The 12,637-nt window shown below is 59.4% G+C and carries 9 protein-coding genes; 6 read left to right on the top strand and 3 right to left on the bottom strand.

Going from position 1 to position 12,637, the window contains the following annotated elements:
• Nucleotides 1–105: 105 nt before the first annotated feature.
• Nucleotides 106–903, bottom strand: a complete 798-nt coding sequence (icmH, locus tag BSF44_RS05550; RefSeq protein ID WP_095942637.1) for a type IVB secretion system protein IcmH/DotU — start codon at nt 901–903, stop codon at nt 106–108.
• A gap of 15 nt (nt 904–918) precedes the next feature.
• A complete protein-coding gene (tssF, locus tag BSF44_RS05545; protein WP_095942636.1) occupies nt 919–2,685 on the bottom strand; it encodes a type VI secretion system baseplate subunit TssF in 1,767 nt (588 codons plus the stop codon).
• 327 nt (nt 2,686–3,012) lie between these two features.
• Here tssF and tssM point away from each other — a divergent pair, with 327 nt between their 5' ends.
• Nucleotides 3,013–6,684 (top strand): type VI secretion system membrane subunit TssM, encoded by a 3,672-nt coding sequence (tssM, locus tag BSF44_RS05540; RefSeq protein ID WP_095942635.1) that lies wholly within the window; start codon nt 3,013–3,015, stop codon nt 6,682–6,684.
• 147 nt (nt 6,685–6,831) lie between these two features.
• On the opposite strand, the gene BSF44_RS05535 is transcribed toward tssM, so the two are convergent.
• Complete coding sequence (locus BSF44_RS05535) at nt 6,832–7,701, bottom strand: DNA-binding response regulator (RefSeq protein ID WP_095942634.1); 870 nt, start codon at nt 7,699–7,701, stop codon at nt 6,832–6,834.
• A 405-nt stretch (nt 7,702–8,106) separates the two neighbouring features.
• On the opposite strand from BSF44_RS05535, the gene BSF44_RS05530 reads away from it, so the two are divergent.
• The 5 genes from BSF44_RS05530 to BSF44_RS05510 all read left to right on the top strand — a co-directional run bounded on the left by BSF44_RS05530 (nt 8,107) and on the right by BSF44_RS05510 (nt 12,635).
• Complete coding sequence (locus BSF44_RS05530) at nt 8,107–8,322, top strand: Flp family type IVb pilin (protein ID WP_095942633.1); 216 nt, start codon at nt 8,107–8,109, stop codon at nt 8,320–8,322.
• 180 nt (nt 8,323–8,502) lie between these two features.
• Complete coding sequence (locus BSF44_RS05525) at nt 8,503–9,030, top strand: prepilin peptidase (RefSeq protein WP_095942632.1); 528 nt, start codon at nt 8,503–8,505, stop codon at nt 9,028–9,030.
• Nucleotides 9,031–9,032: 2 nt separating this feature from the next.
• Nucleotides 9,033–10,361 (top strand): AAA family ATPase, encoded by a 1,329-nt coding sequence (locus tag BSF44_RS05520; protein WP_095942631.1) that lies wholly within the window; start codon nt 9,033–9,035, stop codon nt 10,359–10,361.
• A gap of 15 nt (nt 10,362–10,376) precedes the next feature.
• The gene (gene cpaB / locus BSF44_RS05515) at nt 10,377–11,204 is read left to right on the top strand and encodes a Flp pilus assembly protein CpaB (protein WP_095942630.1); all 828 of its coding nucleotides are present in this window, start codon (nt 10,377–10,379) and stop codon (nt 11,202–11,204) included.
• Between the two features lie 75 nt (nt 11,205–11,279).
• Nucleotides 11,280–12,635: a TadE/TadG family type IV pilus assembly protein gene (locus tag BSF44_RS05510; protein WP_095942629.1), complete on the top strand. Its 1,356-nt coding sequence runs from the start codon at nt 11,280–11,282 to the stop codon at nt 12,633–12,635.
• The last annotated feature ends 2 nt before the right edge of the window (nt 12,636–12,637 follow it).

Genomic DNA, 12,637 nt, shown 5'->3' with positions numbered 1-12,637 from the left:
CCGTATTTGTTGTGGGAAGTTTCGTTTTATTGTTTCTCGGGTGAGTTCCTACCTGATTACTAATGCCTCGGGGACTACTGCAAACAGCGAAGTGGCGTACGAAAGTCAACGCAATAAGATGGCCTCCAGTGATTGCATGACTTGTTGAGTCATGCTGTTCAGCCGGATGGCAAAAAACGTATACGCGCCCAGGCAAATCGCCCCGGCGGCCGCCCAAGGACTCCACCACGGCCATTGTCGGTTCATCTGGTAGTGGCGCGGCGCAACGTTGTCCAGCGGCCGGGTCAGGTGCGCAGGTACCGGATCGTGCAGGGCGCCGATCACGCCCTGTAACTGGCTGATCAGTTGCTGCAAGGTTTGGTCGCCCTGGGTTTGCACGCTGTACTGGCCCTTGAAACCCAGGCATAGGCATAGGTACATGAACAGCAACACGTCGCGGTATTGCTCCGGAGTTTCCTGCAGGCGGGTCAGCAGGGTGAAGAAGGTCTCGCCGCCCCAGGTTTCCTGGTGAAAAGCGCTCAGCAACGACTTGGCCTGCCACACCGATCCAGTGCCCCAAGGCGTGGCCAGCACCGCCTCATCGACAAACACGCACAGTGTGTAGGAAAAAACCCGTAACTCGGCTTCGCTGTAGCCCTGCTGGCGCAGTTCTTCCAGCATCACCTTGATCTGGTTGGTGAGGTGTCCCTGTAGCTGTTCCACCGGCTGGTAGACCTCGGTCCTGCGTAGGCGCATCACCAGCCCGAACAGCGGCATGGCGACATCCACCAGCGGGTTGAGGCTATGCCCGCGCAACTGGAATTCCAGCGGATCGTGATGGCAGAACAGCTCGCCTTCGGGGCGACCGCCGTGGGCGTCACCATGGGTGCCGGAGAAGGTTGTGGTAGGGGGTAGGGTCGGCATGCCGGTCTCTGCGGATTAAATGATGGGTTGCTGGCCGGTGCGCATCGGCCAGGTGAAGGCGGTGTGGTCGGCGGCGTTGATGACTTCCAACTGCTGGAACGCGTTGGTGCTCGCGTACAACGCCATGAAATGCGAGAGCACGCTGCCAAACAGGTGCAGGTCGCCGGCGTTGCTGAAGGCCGCCGGGTCGATGGTCAGGGTGGTGCAACTGCCGCGCACCGGCACGCCCTTGATCCACCAGTCGACCGGCGCGGTGCGGACTTGGCGAATGCCTTCCAGGCGGCGCTGGGTGGCACGGTGGTGCGGCAGGTCATGGGGGGCGATGAAGTCATACACCTGCAACACGGCCTTGAGCGCCGACGGCGACGACAGCGACAGGTTGTTCAAGGCCAGGTTGGAGATCAGCGCCCACAGCACCTGGCCGTCGAGCATGGGCGGGTAGGCGCGGGTCGGGCGAGTGAGGTTGCGGTAGGTGGCGAACGAGGGCGTGGTCTGGGTGGTGCGGTTGAGTTCGCCCACTTGCAACTGACGAGGCAGGTCGCCATTGCTGCAGGTCAGTTGGATATTGAGCACTTCACGCTCGCCCAGGTACGGGCGCTGGTCGGCATGGATCAGGCGCAGGCTGTGTTTGGCGCCGTTCTTGAGCAGCTCCGGTTCAATGATGTGGCTGTAATAGCGGGCCGTGCGCTCGCCGGCCGGTTCCACCTGATGCTGCAATGACTCATACGGGGCGAAGTCGACCCGGTAGTTGTCTGCCGGGGTTTGCGGTTTGCGCCGCCGGGCGCTGACCTGGTCGATGCTGAAGATTTCATAGGCGTGGGTGTGTGGGCCGCGTGGTTGCACGAGCGTGTGCAGTGCTTCGCCATCCAGCTGGATCGGTTCGGCCGGGTAGTCGAACAGGTTGATGGCGGGGGTGCAGTACAGGCAGAGCGTGTCGGGGTTGACCTGGACGGAGGCCGGCAGTGGGGTGGAAAAGTGCAGTTCCAGGCGAATTTTCCCTACCGTAGCCTGGGGCCAGAGGCGGCGTAAGCCACTGACACTGAACCCGTGAAAACGCTGGGGGAGGTAGAAGTACTCCTGGAGCAGACGATAGCCCTCCAGTTGCTGCTCCAGGCCGGGGAGCAGTGCGTCGCGGGGTTCAAAGCCGGGAAAGCCCAACGCATCGGGGGGCAGGGCCAAGCGTTTGTCGTCAAGGCACAGCACCATCTTGTACAGGTGCTGGGCCAGCCATTGGTAGAGCGTCAGCGCGTTGAGGTCGCCGCCACCGAGGTGGAAGTCCAGGCGGTCGCTGGTGATCTCGCTCAACGGCTGGTCCGACAGGGCCTGCAGCTCGATGCTCAGTATCGACTTTTGCACGCTGTGGGAGACGCTGGCGTCGCTGATCTGCAAGGGATAAAGGGTTACATCGGTACAGGTGCGAAAGGTGCAGCTGACGCCGTCCACCGGCTGCGAAAACAACGGCGTGCCTTTGGCAATCACCTGTGGGCCGCTGAGGGCGTGCAGCACCGGGTCAAAGCGCACCTGGGTCAGGCTGGGTAACGGACGCAAGTAGTTGGGGTAGACCTGTTGCAGCAGCGGGTGGGTGAGTTGTGGCAGGTCGTCATCAATCTTCAGAGCCAGCTTGGCGGTCAGAAAGGCGAAGCCCTCAAGCAGATGCGCGGCGCCTGGATCGGACGCCTGATCGCCCAGGAACGGCGCCAGGCGCGGATCGTCTTCAGCGAACTCACGCCCTAACGCTCGCAGGTAGCGGAGTTCTTCTGAAAAACGATCTTTTAGTGACATGACTCAAGCCTGTTTAGTTGATTTAAGTTTTTGGGGTTGGTTGTAAGAAGGTTCTGTAGGAAGTTGGGTGTTATTGTTTTGAGTGTGACTAGAAAATAGTTGCAGATGTTTCCGTTGGTGAGGGTGCTTCGTCAAGATAATTAAAAAGATCAGGTGTGAGTTTTTGTTTCTTTCGTGTTGCGCATTGAAAATTGATTGTTTGCACTGCTACTGTTTGCCCGAAAGTGTGAACGAAAATCCATCAAGGCAAATATCAAGGCACATATTGTTTTCGCACATTGAGCGAGGACGGTTTTCATCTTGGGAAAAGTTCAGGGGCGAACAGTAATGAACAAGAGGCTGGGCACGTTGGCGCGTGGGTTTTCCGTCTTTCAGCGCCATGGGGCACTCATCGCTATTGCCGCCGGGGTGCTGGTCATTGCCGTGGTGTTGGGCTGGCTCTGGTGGCTGGGGCCGAGCTGGATGTGGCGCGACGGGCAACCGCTGGCGCCCTGGCCGTTACGCCTGGCAATCAGCATGGTACTGGTGGTGGTGCCGCTGGTGGCATGGACCTGGGTTGTGCACCGTCGCCAGCGCCAGTTGCAGCACGAGCGTGAGCAGCGGGCACAACGGGTGCAAGACCCTTGCCTGGCGCACCTGCAAGCCCAGGAGCGATCACTGCAAAACAGCCTGGCGCGGGTACGGGACAACCATCAGGGCCGCAGCCTGCATCAGATTCCGTGGTATCTGGTGCTGGGAGAAGAGAACGCCGGCAAGTCCAGTTTTATCAGTCGCTCCAGCCAGAGTTTCGCCCTGACTCGCACCGCGCGCAGTGGCGCGGCGCAAGTGGCCGCAGACCCTGATCTGGCGTTCGACATCGATTGGTGGATCGGCGATGAGGCGGTGCTGATCGACCCGCCCGGTGAGTTCATCAGCCAGCCCGAACGGCAGCCGCCACCCACGCAGGCTCCCGCCGTGCCCATCGAAACTGCCGCGACGGACACTGAAACCATCGCCGAACCCGTGGTCGCCCCGGTCGAACAACCGGGCGGGCTGCCGGCTGGCGCCGAAAAGCGCCTGTGGCATCACCTGATCGACTGGCTGGCACGCAGTCGCAGCCGGCGTCCGCTCAACGGCGTGGTGCTGATGGTGGACATGGTCAGCCTGTTCGAGCGCCCACCCAATGAGCGTCGCAACCTGGCCTATTTGCTGCGTGCTCGCCTGAACGAACTGGGTCATGAGTTGGGCACGCGCCTGCCGTTGTACGTGGTGCTGAGCAAATTCGACTTGCTCGACGGCTTTGAAGAGCTGTTCGCCAAGCTCCCTGCATCGGCACGGGAAGAGGTGCAGGGCTTCACCTTCAGCCTGGATGCCGTCGAGGATTTCGATGCATGGCTGGGCGAATTGGCGGTTGCGTATGACCGCTTCGTCGCTGCGTTGAACAGGCGGGTCATGCGGGCCATGGGGGATCCCGAGCCCGCCGAGGTGCGTGAGCCGCTGTTCTGCCTGATGCGTCAGCTCAGCGGCTCACGGGAGATTCTGCTGCGTTTTCTCGGCGATGTACTGGGCAGTGACCGCTACACCACACCAGCCCTGGTACGGGGTGTTTACCTGTCGTCGGTTTACCAGCGTGGTGTTGTGTCCAACCTGTTTGTCGAGGCCTCGGCGCGGGCCTATGGGTTTCCCGCGCCGGTCAGCTCGGCCAAGCCCCAAGGGCATTCGGTGGTGTACTTCGCACAGCATCTGTTGCGGCGGGTGGTTTACCCGGAGGCGGGGTTGGCCGGGGACAACTTCAAGGTGGCGCGGCACAAACGTCGCGTGCTGCTCAGCGGTTCGCTGTTGGCCGGGCTGGGCAGTGCGTTGCTGGTCGGTGGCTGGTGGTACTACTACGGCATCAACCGCGACAAGGCCGATCAGGTGTTGAGCCAAAGTCAGGCCTTCAGCACCAAGGCCAGCGATCTGCAGGCCGATCCCACTGGGCTGAATCTGCTGGTGCCGCTGGACGAAATCCGTGCCGCCGTCACGGTGTATGGCGACTACCGCGCCACCTGGCCGCAATTGGCCGATATGGGCTTGTACCAAGGTCAGGCGATCGGGCCGATGGTCGATCAGGCCTACCTCAGTCTGTTGTCCCGGCGCTTTCTGCCAGCCATTGCCGAGGGCGCAGTGGAGGTCATTCGCCGTGCCGAACCGGGCAGCGACGAACAGCTCGCCGCCTTGCGCGTTTACCGCATGATCGAGGATCGCAACAACCGCCGTCCGGACATCGTCGCGCAATGGATGGTCCAGCAATGGCAGCAGGCCTATCCGGGGCAGGGCCAGCGCCAGGCGGCCTTGATGCGCCACCTGACCTACGCGCTGACCTACGCCGATGTCGAGCTACCCGAATACCGCGCACTGATCGCACAAACCCAACAACAACTGCGCAAGCTGCCCATGGCGCAGCGGGTGTACATGACTCTGCGACAACAGGCGCAGGATCGCCTGCATGGCGAACTGGACCTGCGCAACGAGATCGGCCCGGCCTTCGACGTGGTCTACCGCCCCTTGAGCGAGCGCGACAGTGGCGCGGCGCTGGACGAAAACCTGACGCTGCCACCCTTGCTGACCGCGCGGGGCTTTCGCGACTATTTTGAGCCCAACAGCCAGAACGTCACCGATCTGGCGCTGATCGACCAATGGGTATTGGGCGAGCGTCGCAGCCTTGACTATTCCGAGGCCGACCGTCGGGTGCTGACCGAACGGCTGCGGGCCTTGTACAGTGCCGACTATGTCGACAGCTGGCGCCGCGCGTTGAACCAGTTCACCGTCACCGACTTCACCGATCTGGCCCAAACCCTGGAAGTACTGGGGCAGGTGACAGGCCCGGCCGCGCCGCTGCGCCGCCTGTTGGAAACCGTGCGTGACAACACCCTGATCTACCCGCCGGTCACCGGCAAGGAGGAGCTGCCCGTTGGTGACGAGGCGGGGCGCAATCAGGCGCTGGGCATTCACCGGGCGTTTGCGGGGTTGTCCGGGCTGCTCAATGCTCAGCAGGACAAGCCGTCCTACTATGAAGAAACCGTGGGCGCGATCAATGCCGTCTATGACTATGTCAAAGGTGTGCAGGATCAGCCGAGCCCTGGCAAAGCGGCATTGGGCGTGGTGCTTGCCCGATTTTCCCAGGCCAATCCAGACCCTGTCCGCAACCTGCAACGCATCGCTTCGGGTCTGCCCGAGCCCTTGAACCGGCACGTCAACCAATTGGCCGCACAGAGTGCCCAAGTGCTGGTCATCACCGCGTTGCGCGAACTGGAAAAACGTTGGGACAGCGAAGTTTACAGTTTCTACCGCGACCGCCTGGCCAGTCGCTATCCGTTCAAACCGGGCGAGGATGCTTCGCTGGAAGACTTCGTCGCCTTCTTCGGCCCGAAAGGGCGCCTGCAACAGTTCCAGGACCAATACTTGAATGTGTTCCTCAAGGATAATCTGGACAGCCTGTCCACCGGGGACCACGGCGGCCACTGGGTGCGCCAGGAAGTGCTTGAGCAACTTGAAAAGGCTGAGCGCATACGCGAAACCTTCTTCAGTCCAGACGGCCAATTGGCCGTGCAACTGACCATCGAGCCGCTGGCTTTGAGCGCGACTCGCCTGAGCAGCATGCTCAGCGTCGATGGCCAGTTGATCCCTTATCAGCATGGTGCCCCACAACGCTCGGGGCTGGTATGGCCGAACACCTTGGGCAATACCAGCGGCAGCCAACTAACCCTGGTACATAGCACTGGCAACACCGCCAGCCTGAGCTATCGCGGGCCGTGGTCGTTGTTCCGGCTGCTCAGCCGCGGGCACCTCAATGGAAGAACCGACACCAGCGTGGACCTGACCTTTGCCGTCGCCGAGGGGCTGATGCGTTATCGGATTGGGGCAGAGAAGGCTAACAACCCGATTACCCAGCGCAGTTTTGAAGGGTTTACGTTACCGAGGACGTTGCTGGAAGAACGCGGCAGGAAAATGGCCACTGACAGCGTCACGCAACGGTGAGGAGTCCTTCAGGCAGGGTGTACTCGCAGATACCTGACAGTCTTTTAGTCTGTTGTGCGCTGCTGCGCCCAGGTCATAGAGCGTTGCGCCTATCGAATGGCAACCCCCCGTGGATCAATCACCATCGTTTGCGCGTGAAAAACCGGATCAACCGCTGAGGCTTTGTACCAGGCTTTCGAGCGCTTCAGTGGTTTTCTCATCCTCTACCAGTTGCGCAGCCGCAGCTGCTTTGAGTTGGCGTGCCAGGCGGTATTCGCTGGGCGTACAGTTGGCGAACTGCTTGAAGGCACGGGCGAAGTAGGAAGGATCCTTGAAGCCGGCTTCATAGCCGATGCTGGTAATCGGCATCTGGCTGTTGTCGAGCAGGTCTTTGGCGAAGTTCATGCGCTTGTCCAGGATGTAATCCGTGAAGCCAAGCCCATTGGCTTCCTTGAACAGGCGGCTGAAGCGAAATGTTGTCATGCCGCAGCGCTGCGCCAGGTCCCTCTGATCGATACTGTCTCGAAAGTGCTGTTCGATGTACAGCATGATGCTGTTCAGCGCTTGGTGTTTTTGGTGTCCCGAGGTTAGCCGGATGCTGTCCGGCAGAGTCGGGGAGTGATCGATCTGCGATGACTTGCCCTGGCCGTGAGCATTTCGGCGCAACTCGCAGAGCTGAACCACCGCCGTCAGGTAGCGCTTCTTCTCGGCAGTCGAGAGCGGTAGCACCATGTATTCCCAAACGGCGGAGCGCATGGCCCAAACCGCCAGTTCCTCGGAATGCTGCACGGTGAACATGGAGATCGGGATGGTGGGGGTGGTGCGCTTGATCTCCAGCAACAGCTTCAAACCTGAAGTGTCAGGGCGATCAAAATGAATGCAGACCATGTCTGCCTGTTCCCTGATGGGCAACACGGAGCTTTTTACCAGTTTGCAGTCGCAGGCGTCCTCGAACTGCGTGACGAGTTCTTTCGTGGACCGATCATGAGTCAGATCGAACCACAGGAGCGATGGCCTTCTGGTCAAATTGGACGTCATGTCTCTACTCTGGGGTTCTAGTGACTCTCTTCGCCAGTATTGCCAATGTGCTATCACTTTGCAGATTTAATCCCGATAGGAAAGATGATTTTTAGATCTATTCGCTCTATGGGTTGCCTGGAAGGCGGCTGCGGACGAATGTTTGCTCGGGCGTCTTCGAAAAAATCGGGGTGAGCCGCCTGTCGCTTGTGAATCAATGGCAATTGCCTTTGCGTTTCAGTGCCCTGTTTACCCCTCCCGTTACTGCTGTAAAGGCCAATGCCCCGTATTTGGCCGCCCCGCAAAAAAGTCCTAGCGATGTGCAAAATCCTCCTAACGCCTATGCCTTGCCACTGACTAGTGTTGCATCAGGCAGCGCAGAAAGTACTGCCTCAGAAAAAACAACATTCGAGTGAGGTGGGCAAAATGATCATGCAAACAATCAAGGCTTCGGTAGTGAAGTTCATCAACGACGAAGATGGCCTTACCGTTGTGGAATATGCGGTAGCTGGCGGGTTGGTTACGGCCCTTGTCGTCGGACTGTTCTCGGCCCTCGGAACAGAGGTTAAGGACAAAATACAGACGCTGTGCGATGCGATTAAGGGGTCCGCTTGCTCTGCCCCCGCCGCACCCGCTGCGTGACGCGTCGATGTCCATGGGACAGCCGGTTGCCGCTATTTCTGATAGGGCGCCGGCAATGTTCTTGATGGACTTCGCGTTGTCCCTGTCAATTTTGTGTAGAGAGCGCAAATCACTGCTCTGTTCAAGGCTGGCAATAGCAATGTTGCGTGCTAACGATTGATACCCGTAGGGAGACATGCCATGTCCACGGAAATGCTATCGATGGTTTTACTGATAGGACTTTTGGGCGTGGCGGTGGTGAGCGATCTGCTTCACCACCGTATTCCCAACATGCTCGTCCTCGTGGGCCTTGCCTTGGGATTGATCGGTCAAATGTATTCAGGTGGTGTCAGCGGATTGGGTGACAGCCTGCTGGGCATCCTGATCTGTTTTGCGCTGTTTCTGCCGATGTACGCCTTCGGTGGCATGGCTGCCGGTGACGTCAAGTTGATGGCCATGGTCGGCAGTTTTCTACCGTTCCATTACGCATTGTGGGCTGCAATGTTCAGCCTGATAGCCGGTGGTGTATGCGGTTTATTGATCGTGCTGGTTCGTGGTCAATTGCGTCAGACCCTGGGGCGCTATTGGCTGATTCTCAGGGCGCAGGCTTATCTGGCGCCAACTTCAGATGAAGTAGCCGGCAAGCCTTTCCCATATTCGATTGCAATATTGATCGGCACTTTGAACACCATCTATTGGCAACTCACTGCCGGTGGATTCGGAGGTTAGACATGCACGTCATCGTCGATAGTGATGCCTACCCCAGCGATCGGGGTGCTGTGCAACGGCTGGCTCCTCAGCCCTGCACTGTCCGCGAAACTGGCCTGACCGACAGCTTTATCGGCGAGTTGGTGTGCAAGCATTTGTTTGATGCCGGTGTGCTGGACATGTCGCGGCTGGTGGAGCGTTTGGCGCTGACCGGCGCGGTACTTGAAGAAGTCCTGGCGTTTTTGCGCAAGGATGGCCGTGTCGAAGTGCTGGGCCAGGCGAGTCAAACCGGCGGGCAGATGCTGCGTTATGGACTGACCGAACGTGGTCGCAGTGCCGCCCGCGATGCCCTGTCGCGCAGTGGCTATATCGGTGCGGCACCCTTCCCGGTGAGTACCTACCGCTCCCTGATCAAGTTGCAGACCATTCACCATGGTCGCATCAACGCCAACGATATGCGCAATGCCCTCGCTGGCGTAGTGCTCACGGAGGGGATGCTCGATCAGTTGGGTGTGGCGATGAACTCCGGGCGCGCAATCATGATTTATGGCCCGGCGGGTACTGGCAAGACTTATGTTAGCAGCCGGCTGATCCGCCTGTTCGCCGAAGCAATCTGGGTCCCTCATGCCATCGTCATCAACGAGTCGGTGATCGAGATCTATGACCCGCAAGTGCATCAGCGGCTCGATGATAACATTCAACAGAACAGTCTGATGCTCAGCGAAGGGATCGACCGTCGACTGCTGTGCTGCAAACGTCCGATCGTCATCACTGGCGGCGAGTTGAGCATGGAACAACTGGACGTTCGCTATGACCCCTTCACCCGTCAATACCAGGCCGCCTTGCAGCTCAAGGCCAGCAATGGCCTGTTCATCATCGACGACATGGGGCGCCAGCGCATGGCCCCCGCCGAGCTGCTGAATCGCTGGATCGTCCCGATGGAAGAGAAACGCGACTTTCTCAACCTAGGCGGAGGTCGGCATTGCGAGCTGCCGTTCGATCTGATTCTGGTGTTTTCCACCAATCTCAATCCTCTGGAGCTGGCCGATGAGGCCTTCCTTCGTCGGATTGGCTACAAGCTGCAATTCGGTTACCTGAAACCCGAGGAGTACGAAAAGATCTGGCGTCAGGAAAGCGAGCGTCTGGGCATTTCCTATGACCCGCTGCTGGTGCGTTATGTACTGCAAAGGCTTTATGCAAGTGAAGGCATGCCCCTGGTGCCTTGCCATCCCCGCGATCTCCTGAACATGGCGCTCGATCGCCAGCGTTATATGGGCGGTTCCGGACCACTGTCACCGAAAGAGTTGGAATGGGCCTGGCACAACTACTTCGTCCAGCTCGACTTTCTTTGATCCGGAGATACTGACATGAGCTCTCGCACGCTGACCCTGATAGGCGTTTCCCTGGCTATGGGCCTGGGGGCTGCATGGATGGCGGATTCCTGGCTGAGCGCGCGGCTCAATGCCAGCCCGGATGACCACCTTCGAAGCGTGGTGGTCGCCACGGTGGAGATTCCTTTCGGGCAGAAGGTCGAGCCCCAGCAGGTGACGACCGTACGCATGCCCATGGATACGATCCCGAACGATGCCTTCGATGCCAGCGAAAAAGCCGTGGGCAAGATTGCAACGTTCGACATTCTGCGGGGCGACATTGTGCGGGGTGCGCGTCTGAGCGAGCACCTGGGTGGCAGCACCCTGGCCTCTTTGATTGCGCCTGACAAACGCGCGATATCGGTACGGGTGGACGATGTGGTCGGCGTGGGCGGATTCCTGTTGCCGGGTAATCGGGTCGACGTATTGGCGACCAAACGCTCGGAAAGTGCCGGCAACAACGCCGTGTCCAAGACCATCCTCGAAAATTTGCGGGTGTTGGCGGTGGACCAGACTGCCGGTACCGACAAAACCCAACCGGTGGTGGTGCGTGCGGTGACGCTGGAGATGACGACCGCAGAGGCTGAAACCTTGGTCACGGCGCAATCGGAAGGGAAATTGCAGTTGACCTTGCGCAACCCGCTGAACACCGAAAGAAAAATCGAGACCGTTGCACCTGCCGCACCTGCCGCACCTGCTGCACCGGTCATGGCGATGGCTACCGCCACAGAGCCAAAACGCGTGGTGCCGCGTGGCAATGGAGAGGGTGGCAGATCCGTCACCATTATCCGTGGAGTCGAGGCCAGTGTAGTGAACATGCGTTGACAGGGCGGCAGGGGCGCCTGGGCACCCAGGTATTGGCGGAGCCGATCCGGATCAGTATCGGCAAACGAGGGCTTGATGATGAATCTTCGTATTCAGCGGCCGTTCACTTCGACGCCAAGGCGCCAGGAAGGATCGGTGAGTGTATTGATGGTGATCGCGTTGGCGGCGATGGCCATGATGGCGGCATTGGCTTTGGACGGCGGACACATGTTGCTGAACAAGACCCGCTTGCAGAATGCGGTGGACGCCGCCGCCTTGAGTGGCGCCAAAACCCTGAGTCAGGTGACGGGTGGCATCAACAGTGTCAGCGCGGCCGACGCGACGCGTACCGCCGCGCTCAACACGCTGACACAGAATGCCATTGCTACAGGCAACAAAGAATTGGCCACGGCTGTCGGCAGCAACGCCGGTGCATTTGCAGTGGTGGAACTGGCAAGCAGCGTCTATGGCCCGTTCGCCTTTCCCGGGCCGGAGAATGCCAAATACGTTCGGGTATCGGTAGCGAACTATAGCCTGACAGGATTTTTCTGGAGCTTCGCCCAGGCATTCGGCTCTGGTGGTGTGGGGAACAAAGCGGTGGCGGCGATCGCCACTGCAGGTCCCAGCCCCGCCAGTCCCTGTGATCTCACCCCCTTGATGGTCTGTGGCGACCCAACCAAGAGCAGCCCGTTCGGCTTCAACTTCGGTGATTTGCAGGTATTGAAGACCGCCCAAAACAAAAACGACTCAATTGGACCAGGAAACTTTCAGTTACTCGATTTTGGTTCGGGCGGCAGTACGGTCAGGGAAGACCTGGCCGGAGAAATCTCGAAATGCCGGAATGTAGGGGACAATGTTATAACCAAACCTGGCAATACGGCTGGCCCTGCTGTTCAAGGCTTGAACACTCGCTTCGGCGATTACTCCGGTCCCCTCGGGGGGAGCGCCGGCACCTATCCATCGGATCTGGTGATTAGCTATAGCACGCCGTTGATCACCAACAAAGCGAATGGTCAGGACCCGCCGCAGGTGGAGTCAGGTGGCCAGCCAGTCACCGTGAGCGACGGCAATCTCTACGCTGGCGGCAAGCCGTTGCTCGGTTATAACGACTGGCTTGCCAGCTCTGCTGCCTGTGTTGCTAGCTCGGGTACTGGTACTGACTGTCAGCGCAATGGCGCGTTCGAACGGCGAGTTCTGAAAGTCGTGATTGGCGACTGTACCGGGAAAATTGATGGAGCCAGCTCGATTCCAGTTCTTGGTTTTGGCTGCTTTTTCGTGATTCAACCAGCCACTAATGGAGATGCGTCGATCTTCGGCCAGTTTGTGAAGAAGTGCGAAGGCGACAACGTGGCCGGTCCCTCACCGTCAACGGATGCCGGCCCGCAGATCATTCAGCTCTACAAAACCTATCGCAACGACAGCGGCACTCCCACTCCGAGCACTGACTCGTAGGA

Source organism: Pseudomonas sp. ACN8 (assembly GCF_002303925.1).
GTDB lineage: Bacteria > Pseudomonadota > Gammaproteobacteria > Pseudomonadales > Pseudomonadaceae > Aquipseudomonas.
Note: the sequence above shows the minus strand (reverse complement) of the source record. Positions and strands in the feature narration are given on the sequence as shown.

Coding starts and splice junctions, on each gene's coding strand:
- BSF44_RS05535 (WP_095942634.1), bottom strand. CDS start 7,701: ATGACGTCCAATTTGACCAGAAGGCCATCGCTCCTGTGGTTCGATCTG.
- BSF44_RS05525 (WP_095942632.1), top strand. CDS start 8,503: ATGTCCACGGAAATGCTATCGATGGTTTTACTGATAGGACTTTTGGGC.
- BSF44_RS05520 (WP_095942631.1), top strand. CDS start 9,033: ATGCACGTCATCGTCGATAGTGATGCCTACCCCAGCGATCGGGGTGCT.
- BSF44_RS05510 (WP_095942629.1), top strand. CDS start 11,280: ATGATGAATCTTCGTATTCAGCGGCCGTTCACTTCGACGCCAAGGCGC.
- tssF (WP_095942636.1), bottom strand. CDS start 2,685: ATGTCACTAAAAGATCGTTTTTCAGAAGAACTCCGCTACCTGCGAGCG.
- cpaB (WP_095942630.1), top strand. CDS start 10,377: ATGAGCTCTCGCACGCTGACCCTGATAGGCGTTTCCCTGGCTATGGGC.
- tssM (WP_095942635.1), top strand. CDS start 3,013: ATGAACAAGAGGCTGGGCACGTTGGCGCGTGGGTTTTCCGTCTTTCAG.
- BSF44_RS05530 (WP_095942633.1), top strand. CDS start 8,107: ATGATCATGCAAACAATCAAGGCTTCGGTAGTGAAGTTCATCAACGAC.
- icmH (WP_095942637.1), bottom strand. CDS start 903: ATGCCGACCCTACCCCCTACCACAACCTTCTCCGGCACCCATGGTGAC.